Consider the following 15012-nt stretch of genomic DNA (forward strand, 5'->3'; position numbering starts at 1 on the left):
AATGACGCAAAGCAAGCACCTCTTTGTTTGGATCACGTTATTCTGTATCGGCTTCATGGCCGGATTCCTGCTTCGGCCGTTTATCGCGCCTAGCCGAGTTCCAGCCGTTGTTGCAGCAGGGTCTGCGATCGCGGATGACGGCGAAGCGCGAGGAGTCCAATACTTCGCCGCTAATCTCGCCGAAGCCCGTCGGGTCACCGCAGGTTGCGGAGCCGGGTCGCTGCGTGGAGCCGAATGCGCAAATGCTGAACAGGCGATTGTTGAAGCGGAAAGCAGGGACCGCTTCAAGCGCTTCAGGGAAAAGTGACATACATCAGGATGTCAGCTACCCTTTGGACGATGGCGGCGAAAACCGCGATCAGTGGCCATGAAACGCTCGATCATCGGCGCAACCAACTTCTCCGGTGCGCAAGGCGGTCCACCTGTCTCCGCCGCCAACGCCGCAGCATATGCCATGAGGTCGCGGTGAACGGAGGCAGGCAGCTCAATGGTCAATTTCGCAGGGCGATCGTCCGCTAGCGGGCCCAGTTTGAGCTTGGTCATCGCCTGCTCCCCATCGGTTCAAGGATAAGGTCACGGGTCAGAATGACCCGAAGTGGATAGCCGGGTCGGATCGTGAGGGTCGGCTGCACGTTCAACTCCCGATCGACGATCTGCTGGCCACTTTGATTGATCGTCTGCTGGCTGCCCTGGCGCAGCGCCCGGACAAGATCGCCCTCGTCGTCAGCACCGAGTTCGACTCCTATCCCAAGCAGTGTCGAAATCGCGGCGGCCCGCAGCAGATTGCCCCAATGCTGATCGACCCGGTCCTGCAGCCCCGCGAACCCGGCGGCGTCGGCGCCAGGCTGGCGCTCGAGAATGATCGAGCGGCCATCGGGCAGTATCAGGCGGTCCCAGGCGAGCAGGACGCGGGACTGGCCTGCGGCGATCTCGCTGTCATATTCGCCGATCAGCCGCGCGCCCTGCGGGATCAGCAGGATACGCCCCGTCGGGCTGTCGTAGACGTTCTGCGTCACTTGCGCGGTGATCTGTCCGGGCAGGTCGGAGCGGATGCCGGTGATGAGCGCGGCGGGAATGATGCTGCCCGCCTGCACGACGTTCGGCGAGGCGGGCGCAACCAGACGTTCGGCGCTGACCGTGCGCTGGTTCGACGCCTGGGTTAGGAAGCCACGTTTCGAAGCCTGATCGTTTACCGCCGCAGCCGCCTGCTGAGACTGCGGTGCCTCCTGGTCGGCCAGCACGAGGGATGACGCCGAAGTGGTCGCGCCGCCACCAGCGTTGCCGCCCAGAAAAACGCCGCTCATCCTTGCAGCGTCCCCTTCTTGCTGGGCGCGCTGCCGCGCTGCTTCGGCGGCCTGCGCGTGCGGATCGGGCTGACCGGGCTGCGCACCAATCGGCGGCAACGGCACAGCTTCCCCGCGTTGCTGCGCCGATACGATGGGCCCGCCGAGATCGCCGGGGAGCGGCGGACCGAGCTTGGGCACATTGGCATAGTCCTGAGGACCGGATGTGATCGCCTCGGACGTCGATCGACTTTCGGTGTTGTAGAGTTCCTGTGCAGGCTTTTCATCCGCAGGAGCGAGCGCGTAAATCAGCGAACCGGCGATGCCGAGGGCGGCTACGCCCCCGACCACGGCGAGCGCCTTGCGCGACAGGCGCATGACGCGGGGCGGGTCTCCGCGAAGCTGGAACGCTCGGGCGTCGGCGACAGCCGACTGCGGCGCTGCTGGTTCGAGTGGCACGTCAGCATCATCGTCGCGCTCGCTCATCGCCGCCGCTCCCGGCTGTCGTCACGCAAAATGCGGACGCGCTGTTTGCTACGCCGGTCACCCAAGCTCAGTTCGGCTGCGGCGAACAGGCGGTCGACGACCATGTAGCGGCCCCGGACGCGGTAGTTGACGAGCTCTGCATCGCCGGCGGGGCCGGTCACGAACAGTGGCGGCATCTCGCCCTGAGCAATACCGACCGGAAACTCGATGAACACCTGCCGCCCGTCATCGAAAGCGCGCGCCGGACGCCACGATGCACGGTCGCCTTCAATAAGGTAGCGGAAGTTGAGCGCAGCCGGATCGATCCCGGTCGCGACCGGTGCAGCGGACTGCGCCGCGGCATGGGCGGATCGCAGCGCGATGAGCTGGTCTTGCGGATAGGTCCATGAAACCGACGCCATGTAAGTCGCAGGCGTTGCGCGAAGCTCCAGATGATAGGAGCGGCGGTCGGTGTTGATGACAAGGTTGGTGGAAAGGTCGGGCCGGGTCGGCTTGACGAGGATATGCACCCGTGTAGCCGGCCCGCTGCCGCTGATCGTGTCGCCAATGATCCAGCGCACGGTGTCACCGGCTGCCACTGGACCCGGCCCGACGAGCTGTTCGCCTTCCTGCAAGGCAATGTCCGTCACCTGGCCGGGTGCGGCATAGACCTGATAGAGCGCACCCTCGGTCCATGGGTATTGCTGGATCGCGTTGATGAAGCCAGCGCGTACCGGCTGCACGCGGGCGGCGGCGTTCGCCGCGCCGACGCGCTGGCGGGGATCGAACGGTTCTGCGGCAAGGGGCCTATCGGTCACCGGTCTCAGCTGGCCGGGCAGCGGGAGAGGCTCGGGGATCGCCACCACCTCGACCTGGCGCACCGGTTCGGGCGCGGGTGTCGCGGCGATCTCCACCGGTGGCTCGTCATAGGTGTTTACGGCAGGACTCGCCGACGTGGTGGCGCAGCCGGCGAGCGTTACAGCGGAGGCGAGCAACGCTGCGGATCCAGCGCGGCGGAACGGAGTGGCGGTCATTGGGACAGCTCCTTCGACCAGTTGAGGGCATTGACGAAGACCCCGAGCGGGTTCTTGCGCAGGGCGTCGGGGGTACGCGGCGGCCGGACCACGACCGTCAGGATCGCCGACCAGCGTTCGGTGGCGGTGAGACTGCCGTCCTGATAGCGGCGCTCGGTCCAGGCGACGCGGAAGCTGTCGGGCGATGCACGGATGACGCTCGACACGTCCACCGCCACCTGCACCCGGCCGACATTGGCAAAGGGGTCGTTGGCGCGCGCATAGTCGTTAAGCGCAAGTGCACCTTTGTCGGTGGTGAAGTCGTAGGCGCGCAGCCAGTTCTGACGGACGATGACCGGATCGGTTGGGATGCTGCGCACCTGCTCGATAAAGCGCGCCAGATGGAACGCAACTTGCGGGTCGGTCGGGCGATAGCCGGCTTCGGCAGGCGCAACGGCCTGCGCTTCGCCGAACCGGTCGACCTGCACTACCCAAGGCACGATGTGCCCGCGCGCCGACTGCCAGACCAGACCTCCGGCGAGCCCGCCCGAGAGGGCCAAGGTGCTAAAGAAGGCAAGCCGCCAGTTTCGCGCCTGCACGCGGGCGGAACCGATCCGGTCATCCCACACCTGCGCGGCACGCTGATATGGGGTCACCGCCTCGGGCGTCTGACTGTAGCGGATGGAGGGTCGTCGAAACATGGGATCAGTCCTTCTGAGTGATGTCGACCGCAGCACCGCTGCCGCCGCCATCGCCCGAGCGCAGGGTGTGGGCAGCGATGGTTGCGCCGTGGGTCATGGCCTGACGGTTCTTCATCGCGGCGGCCCAGGCGGGAGGCGCACCGGAAGAACTGGGCGGCCCATTGGGTGACGAAGGCGGCGTCGGGTTCCCGCCGGACACGGTGCCGCCGCTGGCGGTTGCTGCGGCGCGGCCGCCTGAGCGATAGCTGTCCTTCAGCGAAGCGGCGGCCTTGCGTAGCGGCGACATGGCGGCACCGACCGCAGCCTTGCCGACCGCAGCGGCCCCGCCTGCAATCGCAGCCCCGCCCGTCTTCCCGGCCGAACCGAGTGCATAGGCGCTGCTGGCAGCGCCGGAGGCGAAGGCGCTGCCACGCGCCGTACCGGCAATCGCACCGGCGGCCGCGCCCGCGCCGAGGGTCGCTGCCGCAGCGCCGCCGGCCACCACTCCGCCTGCCATAAGCGCGGTGCCTGCCACTGCTCCTGCGCCGAGCGCGGGTCCGCCCGAGACAATGCCGTTTGCGATCCCGGGGCCGAAGATGGAAAGCCCGAGCAAGGTGAGGGCCGCGAGCGCGATCGCCATGACCTGCTCGAGATTGGGCTCGGCACCCATCGATCCGCTGGTGAACTGGCTGAACAAGGTGGTGCCGATGCCGGTGATGACCGCGAGCACCAGCACCTTGATGCCGCTCGAGACGACATGGCCGAGCACGCGTTCGGCCATGAATGCGGTCTTGTTGAAGAAGGTGAAGGGCAGCAGGACGAACCCTGCCAGCGTGACGAGCTTGAATTCGATCAAGGTGACGAACACTTGGATCGCAATGATGAAGAAGGCGAGAACGACGATCACCCACGCCAGAAGCAGCAGCAGGATCTGCACGAAGTTGGTGAACAGCCCGACCGGTCCGAGCAGGTCTTCGGTTGCGGCGAGCAGCGGATCGGCGGCGTCGAGGCCGGTCGCAGCGATCGCACCGGGTTTCATGAAATCGGCGAGCGACAGACTACCGCCGCTGGCCTGAAGGCCGAGCCCCGCGAAACTCTCGAACACGATCGTGGCGAGGGTGCCGAAATTGCCGATGATGAAGGCGAAGGTGCCGATGAACAGCGTCTTTTTGACGAGGCGCTGCATTACGTCTTCGTCGGCACCCCAAGCCCAGAACAGCCCGGCAAGCGTCAAGTCGATGGCGATCAGTGTGGTCGACAGAAAGGCGACCTCGCCGCCGAGCAGGCCGAACCCGCTATCGATGTAGCCGGTAAAGACGCCAAGGAAGGTGTCGATCACGCCGGTGTCGTTCATCGCTCGTCGTCCGTTCCAAAGAAGTGGCGGCGCTTGGCTTCCCATGCCGCATCACAACTGCTGTCGGGCAAGGTGACGGTCCGGCAGCGGCGGAGATCGGCTGCTGGTGCGGCGGCGGTCAGCGCGCCCTTGGTCTGAACGGTGGCAGGCTCAGGCGTTGGCCGGGACGCGGACACAACCCCGACCGTCACCATCATCCCGGCCAACGCCGCGACGCCCGCGATCTTTGCGTTTCGTGACATCGGGCGTCCCAGGTCAGTTGCGGTCACGGAAGCGGCGGAACCGCTCGCGACTCTCGGCTTCGATCGCCGCAGTTCGCGCCGACTCCAGTGCGTCGGCACGCCCTTGCGCGGCAACCAATGCGGCGAGGTCGGCCAATTGCTGCGATTGCAGCGCGAGTAGCTGGTTGCCCGCCTGCGCGGCCTGGAGCGCGCCGGTCGCGGACTGGCTCGACGAGACCAGCCGGTCCATCGCCGTCCGAGCACCGTCGATGTTGCCGACCACGCCTGCTTGAACCCGCAGCGCATCCTCGAACGCACCGACACTGTCCTGCCAGCGGGCATTGGCGTTGGCGACCATCTCGGCGTGGGTGCCGCTCAATGCAGCGCCGCGATAGCGGCCCTGGAACACCTGCTGGACGTCCTGCACGTCATAGGCGATGCGCTGCGCCTCGCCCAGAAGCTGCTGGGTGCGCTGGACCTGTTGCTGCAATTGCTGGAGCGAGCTGAACGGCAACGATGCGAGATTGCGGCCCTCGTTGATCAGGCTTGTCGCCTGCTGCTGGATCTGCGTGATCTGGTTGTTGATCTGCTGAAGCGCGCGCGCCGCCTGCAGCACGTTCTGCGCGTAATTGGTCGGATCCTTGACGATCATCTGCGCGGACGCAGGCGTGGTCGTGACGGTCACGAGCAAGGCGCTCGGGGTCGCAAGGACGCCGGCAAGGAATGCGCGGCGCAAAAAGGGTGTATTCATCATTCTATCTCCATCGAAAAATGTTGGCTCGCGGCTTCCCGGTCGCGGGCGGAGGGTTGAGGGTCGGTTTCGGGAAGAAGTTCGATCGCCCAGGCGAGGCCGCGATGGCGCAGCCATTCTGCGGCGAAGCGCTTGGCGCCATGAGCCGCGACGATTTCGGCGATGCGGAGCTGGTCGGTCTTTGACGACGCGGCGGTAAAGGCGAGCGCGACCTCGCCCAGCCCCAGCTCGAACAGCCGGTTGCCGCGCCGCGACTGGCAGTAATAGTCGCGCTTCGGCGTCGCCCTGCTGAGGATTTCGATCTGGCGGGCGTTAAGTCCGAACCGCTCGTAGATGGCGGCGATCTGCGGCTCGGCGGCGCGCTCATTGGGCAGGAAAATGCGCGTCGGGCAGCTCTCGATGATGGCCGGGGCGATGGCGCTCGTCTCGATGTCGGCGAGGCTCTGCGTGGCGAACACGACGCTGGCGTTCTTCTTTCTGAGCGTCTTCAGCCATTCCCGCAGTTGTGCGGCGAAGTCCGGGCTGTCGAGTACAAGCCAGCCCTCGTCGATGATGATGAGGGTCGGCGAGCCATTGAGGCGGCCCTCGATCCGATGGAACAGGTAGGACAGGACTGCGGCAGCGGAGCCAGCACCGACCAAGCCCTCGGTCTCGAACGCCTGCACCGAGGCCTCGCCGAGCAGTTCGACCTCGGCGTCGAGCAGCCGGCCCCAAGGTCCGCCGATGCAATAGGACGCGAGCGCTTGCTTGAGCTGCTGGTTTTGCAACAGCACGGCGAGCCCGGTCAGCGTGCGCTCCGACACTGGTGCGGACGCCAGCGAGCCAAGCGCCGACCACAGATGCTCTTTCGCTTGTGGGTCGACCGCAGCGCCCTCGGACGTGAGGATTGCCGCCAGCCATTCGGCCGCCCAGGCGCGTTCTGCCGGAGCGTCGATACGGGCGAGCGGCTGGAGTTGCACGCCGTCGCCCGCTTCGTCGGCAAGCATCCCGCCGAGATCCTGCCAGTCGCCGCCCATGCCGATCGCGGCGGCGCGAATGCTGCCGCCGAAGTCGAAGGCGAAGACTTGCGCCTTATCGTAGCGGCGGAACTGCATCGCTATCAGCGCGAGCAGCACGGATTTGCCCGCACCGGTCGGACCGACGATCAGCGTGTGACCGACATCGCCGACATGAAGCGAAAACCGGAACGGGGTCGAGCCTTCGGTCTTGCCATAGAGCAAGGGGGGCGCACCGAAATGCTCGTCCCGTTCCGGCCCCGCCCACACCGCTGACAGCGGGATCAGATGGGCGAGATTGATGGTGGAAATCGGGGGCTGACGGACATTGGCATAGGTGTGGCCGGGCAGACTCCCCAGCCACGCCTCTATCGCATTCATGCCCTCGGGAATCACGGTGAAGTCGCGGCCCTGGATGACCTTCTCGACCAACCGAAGCTTCTCTGCGGCAGTGGCAGGATCACAATCCCATACCGTTACCGTCGCGGTGACATAAGCCATCCCGGCATAGTCCGCCCCGAGCTCCTGCAAGGCGGTATCGGCGTCGGCTGCCTTGTTCGAAGCGTCGCTGTCGAGCAGCGTTGACGCCTCGTTGGTCATCACCTCTTTGAGGATGGCTGCGACCGACTTGCGCTTGGCGAACCACTGCCGGCGGATGCGGGTGAGCAGCTTGGTCGCGTCGGTCTTGTCGAGCATGATCGCGCGGGTCGACCAGCGATATTCGAAGGCGAGCCGATTGAGCTCGTCTAGCAGGCCCGGGAATGTCGCGCTCGGAAATCCCGTGATGGTGAGCGTGCGCAAATGATGATCGCCGAGGCGCGGCTCCAGCCCGCCGGTCAGCGGCTCGTCGGCGAGCAGCGCGTCGAGGTGCATCGGTATCTCCGGGACGCGCACACGCTGGCGCCGGGTGGAGATCGTGCTGTGCAGATAGGTCAGTGTCTCGGCGTCATCGAGCCAGCGCACCTCGGGCACGAAGCCTTCGACGAGGCCCAGCACGCCGTCGCTGCGATCGCCGAAACCCTTGAGCAGTTCGCGCGGATCGGCACCACTGGTCGAGCGGCCCTCATAGAGCCAGCTTTCGGCGCGCGCGGTTTCTTCGGCGGGCGGCATCCACAGCACCGTCAGGAAATAGGCGCTTTCGAAATGCGCGCCTGCCTCGCGGAACTGCTCACGCCGCTCCATATCGACCAAGGCCGATACGGGATCGGGAAACACATCATCCGGATAGTCGAGCGCCGGTGTGCGCTGCGCTTCGACGAAGATCGCCCATCCCGAGCCCAAGCGGCGCAGCGCATTGTTCAGCCGCGCGGTTGTAGCGACCAGTTCGGCGGGCGTTGCAGAATCAAGATCCGGTCCCCGGAAACGCGCCGTGCGCTGGAACGACCCATCCTTGTTGAGCACGATACCTTCGCCGACCAGCGCGGCCCAGGGCAGGAAGTCGGCGAGATGCGCTGCCTTGCTACGGTATTCACGCAGGCTCATCATGGCTGCATCCAGTTCGGGTAACGCAGGTGTCGCCGGGCGACGTCCACGAATTGCGGGTCGCGGCGCGCGGCCCAGACAGCGAGCGCATGGCCGATGGCCCAGATGACGATGCCGGCGATCCAGAGACGCAGACCAAGGCCGATCGCGCCCGCCAGCGTGCCGTTCACGATGGCGAGCGACCGGGGAGCGCCGCCGAGCAATATCTGCTCGGTCAGTGCCCGGTGGACCGGCGCATAATAGCCGGGGATCGGCTCACTGCTTTCCATCAGACCAGCGCCCCGCCGCCGAAGCTGAAGAACGACAGGAAGAACGAACTGGCCGCAAACGCGATCGACAGACCGAACACGATCTGGATCATCCGCCGCGCGCCGCCCGACGTATCGCCAAAAGCCAGCGTCAGGCCGGTGACGATGATGATCATCACCGCGATGATCTTGGCGACCGGCCCCTCGATGCTTTCGAGGATCGACTGGAGCGGGGCTTCCCACGGCATCGACGAGCCGCCCGCCTGGGCGGGAACGGCGAAGGTCAGCGCAATCACGGTGGCGGTGGCGGTGAGCATGGCGCGGCGTGCGCCATGCCGAAGGGCATGGATCATGGCAGGTCTCCGGTCTGGGGTGTGGTGAGCGGTGTGAGGTGGTAGTCGCCGGTCGCGGGGTCGAGCCCGTCGACGCGGGCCAGTTCGGCGAGGCGGCGGCCGTGCCCATCCCGGACGAGGACGGCAATCAGGTCGATGGTCTCGGCGAGCAACGCGCGGGGGACCGATACGACGGCCTCCTGAATGAGCTGCTCCATGCGGCGCAGCGCGCCGAGCGCGGTCCCGGCGTGGATTGTGCCAATCCCGCCAGGGTGACCGGTGCCCCAGGCTTTGAGGAGATCAAGCGCTTCCGCGCCGCGCACCTCACCGATGGGTATACGGTCGGGGCGCAGGCGCAGGGAGGACCGGACGAGATCGGATAGCGAGACGACGCCGTCCTTGGTCCGCATTGCGACGAGATTGGGCGCGGCGCAGTGCAGCTCGCGGGTATCTTCTATCAGAACGATGCGGTCGGTGGTCTTGGCAACTTCGGCGAGGAGCGCGTTTACCAGCGTGGTCTTGCCGCTGCCGGTGCCGCCCGCGACGATAATGTTGGCCCGGGTCTCGACGCCGTGGCGCAGAGTCTCAGCTTCGACCGCCGACATGATTCCGGCCGCCGCATAATCGGCAAGCGTGAAAACGGCGACGGCGGGCTTGCGGATCGCAAAGGCCGGCGCGGCGACGACGGGAGGCAGCAGCCCCTCGAACCGCTCACCTCCTTCCGGCAGCTCGGCGGAGACGCGCGGGGATAGGGCATGGACCTCGACACCGACATGGTGGGCGACCAGGCGGACGATGCGCTCGCCATCGGCGGCGGACAGCAGCTCGCCGGTATCGCCGATGCCTTCGCCGAGCCGGTCAAGCCACAGCCGGCCGTCCGGGTTGAGCATCACTTCAATGACAAGAGGGTCGTCTAGCCAGGCAGCGATCGAAGGCCCGAGCGCGGTGCGCAGCATCCGCGCGCCGCGGGATTTTGCTTCGGATCGGATCGGCTGAACGGACAAGGATTGGCCCCTGCGATGGACCGGGCGAACCGCCGCCCGGCTGTCGGGGCAGATTAAGAGACGCAGGAATTGTCTCGTCGCAACAGATAGTTGGCGGCGTAGTATAGGCGGCGGCAAATAGGTTGCGGAGGGCGTGTCAGCCTTGCTATCAATCCGCGCGAAGGTGACCCGGTTTCCTCGTTGGCTGCGAATCAGCACGCCGACCAAGTGATGGCTGATTGCCCACTGATCTTAGTCACAGGTGCTTTAGCACTGGTGCAGTTTTGCTACTGAAAGTTCGAGATGACTTACGCCCATTCAGCTCAAAATGTCTTCGTCAACATGCTGGGCACGCTCGATCATCTCGCGAGCAAGGCTCAGGACGCCGGAATGACGGACGATGTGCTCGCCGCGAAGCTTACCGAAGATATGTTTTCTCTGGAGTTGCAGTTCCGCGTCGCGCTTAACCAAGTGTTGTTGGGTCTCAACCAGGTGGCCGGAAAGACCGTTCCGCTTGAGGAGGCGGCCTACCGCACGCTAGGGGAAGTTCGAGAGCGGATCGCCGCCGTTCGCTCACTGATTGAGGCGGTCGACCCGAATGAATGGGCCGACGGTAACGCGCCAGTCGATCTGACCTTGCCCAATGGCGTTCGGTTCCTGATGTCTTCGGAAGAAGATATCCAAGACTGGATCGTGCCGAATTTCTATTTCCACGTCACAATGGCTTACGCTTTGCTACGCAATGCAGGGTTGGCATTGGGCAAGATGGATTTCCTGCCGCATATGGAGCGGCACAGTATCCCTTCGGTGGGAGCCGCCTTGTCGTTGACCTGACTGAGTGCGCTTTAGCGTGCGCTTGTGAGCGCGCGATGGAGTGTCCTGATGGGTCAGGTGTCGGTGTTTGCTGGGCCGGAGCGCCGGCGCCGGTGGTCTCAGGATGAGCGTCTGCGGATCCTGCAGGAGGCCTTTGCTCCCGGTGCGTGCGTGTCGGAGGTAGCGCGGCGGCACGATGTCTCCACGTCGCTGGTCTATGCCTGGCGCAAGCAGTTCGCGCCGCCGCTGACGCCGGTCGACGAGGGTCTCGGCTTTGCCGAGGCGGTGGTGACGGAGGCGCATGGCCCGGTGCCAGCGGCAGGGGCGTCAGGCGCGGTGGTGATCGTCGAGATGCCGCGCGGCCGGGTCAGCATCTCGGCTTCGGCATCACCGGCGCTGGCCGGCGCTGTGCTGAGGGCGCTGCGGTGATCCCACCCGGTGCGCGCGTGAGGATCGCCATGGGTCACACGGATATGAGGAAGGGGATGCAGGGCCTGGCGCTGCTGGTCCAGCAGGCGCTGCACCGCGATCCCTTTGCGGGCGATCTGTTCGTGTTCCGCGGCCGGGGCGGTTCGCTGGTCAAGATCATCTGGCACGACGGCATCGGCCTGTCGCTCTATGCCAAGCGCCTCGAGAAGGGCCGCTTCATCTGGCCTTCTGCGACCGACGGCATCGTCTCGCTGACCGCGGCGCAACTGGCATGCCTGCTCGAGGGCATCGATTGGCGCAACCCGCAGCACAGCTGGCGACCGACGGCGGCGGGATAGGCCGGAAGCGACGGCTTTCCGGCGCTTTTTGCTTCACCTGCACGACGGTCTGTGATTCCATGCCGCCCATGGAAGCTGCCGGCGCCGGGCCCCGGATCGACGTCGCTGCCCTGATGGCAGCGCTCGATGCCGCGACCGCCGATGCCGCCCGGGTGCGGGCGATCAACGCCGATCTCGAAGCGCGCAACGCACTCCTCGAGCTGCAGAACGAGAAGATGCGCCGGGCGCTCTACGGGCCGCGGTCGGAGCGCAGCCGGCAGCTCGTCGACCAGATGGAACTCGGCTTCGAGGAACTGGAGACCACCGCCAGCGAGGACGAGGCGCTTGGCCTCCTGGCCGCGGCACGAACCAGCGTTGCGCCGTTCGAGCGCCGCCGCCCGGCCCGCAAGCCGCTGCCCGAGCACCTGCCGCGCGAGCGGGTGGTCATCCCGGCCCCGTGTGCCTGCCCGTCCTGTGGCGGAACACGGCTCTCGAAGCTCGGCGAGGACGTCACCGAGACGCTTGAGGTGATCCCGCGCCAGTGGAAGGTGGTGCAGACCGTGCGCGAGAAGGTCTCCTGCCGGGACTGCGAGGCGATCACGCAGCCGCCGGCGCCGTTCCATGTGACGCCGCGCAGCCTGTTCGGCCCGGCGTTCCTCGCCATGCTGCTCTTCGAGAAGTTCGGCCAGCACCAGCCCCTCAACCGCCAGCGCGACCGCTATGCCCGCGAAGGCGTCGAGCTCAGCCTTGCCACCCTTGCCGACCAGGTCGGCGCCTGCACGGCGGCACTGACGCCGCTGCACCGGCTGATCGAGGCCCATGTCCTGGCGGCCGAGCGCCTCCACGGCGACGATACCACCGTGCCGGTGCTGGCCCGTGACAAGACCGATACGGGACGCCTCTGGGTCTATGCACGCGATGACCGGCCCTTTGGCGGCACCGGTCCGCCGGCAGCGATCTTCCGCTACTCGCGTGACCGACGGGGCGAGCATCCGTTGGCGCATCTCGAGGGCTGGCATGGCATCCTTCAGGCCGACGCCTATGCAGGCTACAATCGGCTGTTCGATGCCGATCGCAAGCCGCTGCCGGTCCAGCGCGCCCTGTGCTGGGCCCATGCCCGGCGCCACTTCTTCGAGCTTGCCGATGCCGCGGCGCAGCTCAAGAAGCGGCGGCGCACACAGCCGGTGGTCGCACCGCTGGCCGTCGAAGCCGTGCGCCGCATCGATGCGATCTTCGCCGTCGAGCGCGCCGTCCTTGGCCACAGCGCCGAGGAACGGCGTCTCGCGCGGCAGCAGCACGCCGCGCCGCTTGTGGCCGACCTGCACCACTGGCTGCAGCAGCAGCGTGCCACCCTGTCCCGCGGCTCGCCGGTGGCCAAGGCGATGGACTACATGCTCGGCGACTGGCCGGCCTTTGCCGCCTTCCTCGACGATGGCCGCATCTGCCTGACCAACAACGCGGCGGAACGGGCGCTGCGTCCCGTCGCGCTGGGCCGCAAGGCCTGGCTGTTCGCCGGCTCCGACCGCGGCGGCCAGCGCGCCGCCTTCATGTTCGGGCTGATCGCCACCGCCCGGCTCAACGACGTCGATCCGCAGGCCTGGCTCGCCGACGTCCTCGCCCGCATCGCCAGCATCCCGCAGCAGCGCCTTGCCGAACTGCTGCCCTGGAACTGGAAGACCGCGCAGGACCGGCTGCCGATCGCCGCCTGACCATTACCGGCCACCGCCTGCGGCACTCACCGAATGCATACGCGGCACAAGGTGTCAGCCGCCTAGCAATGGACTGCTCAAACGCTGCCGAGGCTTCGAAAGCAGCCGCAGTGCTGCGATCTACGTGATGGGACCTCTTGGTGGATTGAGATGCCTGTAGTCAGGATCGGCTCAGCAACCGCGCGGCTCGGTCAGTGCGGTAACCCGATTATCAGTCCAGGACTCCCGTTCAGCCCCTCAGCCCGGATCTCCAAACGCCAGGCGCTCCCGCGTGTGAGCGTGAGGTGAGGTTGACAATCTGCAGCGATGGTCTTCAGCGCATCACTTGGCCCTAAAGAGGCTGGCAGTGTCAAAACGATCTCCTGCACTGCCCCCAGACCACACCCATGCTGCAGGTCGCCGCGCCTCTCCGGCGGCCAATCGATCGGTGGTGCTGAACCCGGAGACCGGAACATCATGGGTTGTCGGAAATCGTCGCTATCTTCCGCAACGGCAATCGCCATACCGTCGGGAAGATAGGGCGGCGAGAACGCCCAGGTCGATATGGCCGGCTCGGCAGCCAAGGTCGTTGCTCGCCAAGCAATTCCGAATGGGCAAGCGTCGTTGGTTCGCCAAAGCGAGCGATCATAAAGACCCGTTCTTCTGATCGGAGGACTTAGCGCAGCCTGAGGGTCGTCCACCCACAGCAATTCGAGAAACATGTTGTCGAAGCCGTAGCAAACGTTCCGCGTGCCTTGGCCCTCGTGCGTGCGCCGATAGGTTTCTACGAGGCCTAACGCATTCATCCGGTCGATTGCGGGCCCATCGGGATCGATGAGCATAAAGATGTGGTCGATCATGGCTGCTTCTCTGATCTTATCAAAAACAGCTGGTTGAAGGCTCGCTTACCGACAAAATCCAAGCATCATCGCCTTACGAACTAAGGTTCAGCAGTGAGGTGTCGTTCGACATCGCCCATGCCAAAGCCAACATAAGTCAAGCCGGTTCGTATTATCATTTGCTATAGGATCCGCATTTTAAACTGCCAGCTTGGTACCGGCGGCTCCCGTTTACCGCGTTCGCATGATGAGGTGTAGCCTCGATGTCGCATGCACTTATCATCGAAGACGAGTGGGCTCTTGCCCTTTTGTTGCAAGAAGCCCTCAAGCAAATGGGATACTCGGAATTCGACATGGTCCCCTCTGTGAGAGGTGCCATCGAGGCTGCTCAGCGGCGTTGTCCTGACCTTATTGTGGCCGACCACCGGATCATCGACGGCACAGGCACCGACGCAGTTCTCACCATTTGCGCTGACAAGCCAATACCGGTCATTTTCGTCACCGCCAGCGGTTCTGAGGTCCGCGAACGTTTGCCGGACGCTTTGATAATCGAAAAGCCTTTCGACCTTTCCGTCCTTCGCGCGGGCGTGGCAGAAGCGTCGCTGCGTCCATTTCGGTCCCCTACCTAGGCAGAGGGGTCTTCGTCGGCCTCGGGATTGGCAGAATGATGTGTGCGGGGAAGCGGAGATCCAACAATCCATTGTGTCATTCCGATTGACCAGGATCCTTGGGCCAAACGTCTGAAGGTATATCGTCGAGCAGGGTCTTCCCGCTGGCGAAGCGCCGACCGAGGGTTTCAACGAACCCTTCATAGCGCTGGCGACCCTTCACCTGCGCGGCCGCCTGATCCGCTTCGGGCAGCGGCGGTGTGACAGACAGCCAAAAGCGCACGAACAAGGTCAGCGCCTCTGTCGTCAGCCCCGTGTTGCGCTCAAGCCGCTGGAGCTGTCGCGACAAACGATCGAGCCGCCGCGCAAACGCTGCCTCCATGCGGTCGGCACCGTCCGGCGACAGGTAGGACGCCACCGCTGCTTCCACGATGGCCGAACGAGAGATGCGACGCCTGATCGCCAGCTCGTCGACCTGCTTGGCGAGCGCAGGCGGAAAATACACGTTAAG

At 65.5% G+C, this 15012-nt stretch carries 19 protein-coding genes; 6 read left to right on the forward strand and 13 right to left on the reverse strand.

The window, feature by feature from the left end:
- The first annotated feature begins 1 nt into the window (after position 1).
- The gene (locus H3309_RS09235) at positions 2 to 307 is read left to right on the forward strand and encodes a hypothetical protein (protein WP_182294456.1); all 306 of its coding nucleotides are present in this window, start codon (positions 2 to 4) and stop codon (positions 305 to 307) included.
- A gap of 14 nt (positions 308 to 321) precedes the next feature.
- Here H3309_RS09235 and H3309_RS09240 read toward each other — a convergent pair whose 3' ends face one another.
- From H3309_RS09240 to trbB, 11 genes are read right to left on the reverse strand one after another with little or no spacing between them, the layout of a single operon-like run.
- Positions 322 to 543 (reverse strand): DUF2274 domain-containing protein, encoded by a 222-nt coding sequence (locus H3309_RS09240; RefSeq protein WP_182294457.1) that lies wholly within the window; start codon positions 541 to 543, stop codon positions 322 to 324.
- Complete coding sequence (locus H3309_RS09245; protein WP_182294458.1) at positions 540 to 1769, reverse strand: TrbI/VirB10 family protein; 1230 nt, start codon at positions 1767 to 1769, stop codon at positions 540 to 542. The genes H3309_RS09240 and H3309_RS09245 overlap by 4 nt, the downstream gene beginning before the upstream one ends.
- On the reverse strand, positions 1766 to 2782 hold the full coding sequence (gene trbG, locus H3309_RS09250; RefSeq protein WP_182294459.1) for a P-type conjugative transfer protein TrbG: 1017 nt from the start codon (positions 2780 to 2782) through the stop codon (positions 1766 to 1768). Before trbG ends, H3309_RS09245 begins: the two co-directional genes overlap by 4 nt.
- Positions 2779 to 3462: a conjugal transfer protein TrbF gene (trbF, locus tag H3309_RS09255; RefSeq protein ID WP_182294460.1), complete on the reverse strand. Its 684-nt coding sequence runs from the start codon at positions 3460 to 3462 to the stop codon at positions 2779 to 2781. The genes trbG and trbF overlap by 4 nt, the downstream gene beginning before the upstream one ends.
- Positions 3463 to 3466: 4 nt before the next feature.
- On the reverse strand, positions 3467 to 4795 hold the full coding sequence (gene trbL / locus H3309_RS09260; RefSeq protein WP_182294461.1) for a P-type conjugative transfer protein TrbL: 1329 nt from the start codon (positions 4793 to 4795) through the stop codon (positions 3467 to 3469).
- Positions 4792 to 5037 (reverse strand): putative entry exclusion protein TrbK-alt, encoded by a 246-nt coding sequence (gene trbK-alt / locus H3309_RS09265; protein WP_182294462.1) that lies wholly within the window; start codon positions 5035 to 5037, stop codon positions 4792 to 4794. Before trbK-alt ends, trbL begins: the two co-directional genes overlap by 4 nt.
- Before the next feature lie 13 nt (positions 5038 to 5050).
- On the reverse strand, positions 5051 to 5767 hold the full coding sequence (gene trbJ / locus H3309_RS09270; protein ID WP_398400281.1) for a P-type conjugative transfer protein TrbJ: 717 nt from the start codon (positions 5765 to 5767) through the stop codon (positions 5051 to 5053).
- The gene (trbE, locus tag H3309_RS09275; RefSeq protein WP_182294464.1) at positions 5767 to 8247 is read right to left on the reverse strand and encodes a conjugal transfer protein TrbE; all 2481 of its coding nucleotides are present in this window, start codon (positions 8245 to 8247) and stop codon (positions 5767 to 5769) included. Before trbE ends, trbJ begins: the two co-directional genes overlap by 1 nt.
- Positions 8244 to 8513, reverse strand: coding sequence for a VirB3 family type IV secretion system protein (locus H3309_RS09280; protein WP_182294465.1), 270 nt, complete (start codon positions 8511 to 8513; stop codon positions 8244 to 8246). The genes trbE and H3309_RS09280 overlap by 4 nt, the downstream gene beginning before the upstream one ends.
- Positions 8513 to 8845: a TrbC/VirB2 family protein gene (locus tag H3309_RS09285; RefSeq protein WP_182294466.1), complete on the reverse strand. Its 333-nt coding sequence runs from the start codon at positions 8843 to 8845 to the stop codon at positions 8513 to 8515. Before H3309_RS09285 ends, H3309_RS09280 begins: the two co-directional genes overlap by 1 nt.
- Positions 8842 to 9828, reverse strand: coding sequence for a P-type conjugative transfer ATPase TrbB (gene trbB, locus H3309_RS09290; RefSeq protein WP_182294467.1), 987 nt, complete (start codon positions 9826 to 9828; stop codon positions 8842 to 8844). Before trbB ends, H3309_RS09285 begins: the two co-directional genes overlap by 4 nt.
- 282 nt (positions 9829 to 10110) lie before the next feature.
- On the opposite strand from trbB, the gene H3309_RS09295 reads away from it, so the two are divergent.
- From H3309_RS09295 to tnpC, 4 genes are all read left to right on the forward strand, one after another.
- On the forward strand, positions 10111 to 10641 hold the full coding sequence (locus tag H3309_RS09295) for a DUF1993 domain-containing protein (RefSeq protein WP_182294468.1): 531 nt from the start codon (positions 10111 to 10113) through the stop codon (positions 10639 to 10641).
- Between the two features lie 48 nt (positions 10642 to 10689).
- Positions 10690 to 11049 carry an IS66-like element accessory protein TnpA gene (gene tnpA / locus H3309_RS09300; RefSeq protein WP_182294469.1) on the forward strand — a complete coding sequence of 120 codons (360 nt, stop codon included), beginning with the start codon at positions 10690 to 10692 and terminating at the stop codon, positions 11047 to 11049.
- 56 nt (positions 11050 to 11105) lie between these two features.
- Positions 11106 to 11387, forward strand: coding sequence for an IS66 family insertion sequence element accessory protein TnpB (gene tnpB, locus H3309_RS09305; protein ID WP_398397918.1), 282 nt, complete (start codon positions 11106 to 11108; stop codon positions 11385 to 11387).
- Between the two features lie 68 nt (positions 11388 to 11455).
- Positions 11456 to 13075 (forward strand): IS66 family transposase, encoded by a 1620-nt coding sequence (tnpC, locus tag H3309_RS09310; RefSeq protein WP_182294471.1) that lies wholly within the window; start codon positions 11456 to 11458, stop codon positions 13073 to 13075.
- Positions 13076 to 13266: 191 nt separating this feature from the next.
- Here tnpC and H3309_RS09315 read toward each other — a convergent pair whose 3' ends face one another.
- Entirely contained in the window at positions 13267 to 13914 is a 648-nt protein-coding gene (locus H3309_RS09315) for a VOC family protein (protein ID WP_182294472.1), read from the reverse strand.
- A gap of 242 nt (positions 13915 to 14156) precedes the next feature.
- Between H3309_RS09315 and H3309_RS09320 the strand changes: the two genes are divergently transcribed.
- Positions 14157 to 14522, forward strand: a complete 366-nt coding sequence (locus H3309_RS09320) for a response regulator (RefSeq protein ID WP_182294473.1) — start codon at positions 14157 to 14159, stop codon at positions 14520 to 14522.
- A 76-nt stretch (positions 14523 to 14598) separates the two neighbouring features.
- Here H3309_RS09320 and H3309_RS09325 read toward each other — a convergent pair whose 3' ends face one another.
- Complete coding sequence (locus H3309_RS09325) at positions 14599 to 15006, reverse strand: ribbon-helix-helix domain-containing protein (protein ID WP_450097657.1); 408 nt, start codon at positions 15004 to 15006, stop codon at positions 14599 to 14601.
- Positions 15007 to 15012 lie beyond the last annotated feature (6 nt).

Source organism: Sandaracinobacteroides saxicola (assembly GCF_014117445.1).
GTDB classification, from domain to species: domain Bacteria; phylum Pseudomonadota; class Alphaproteobacteria; order Sphingomonadales; family Sphingomonadaceae; genus Sandaracinobacteroides_A; species Sandaracinobacteroides_A saxicola.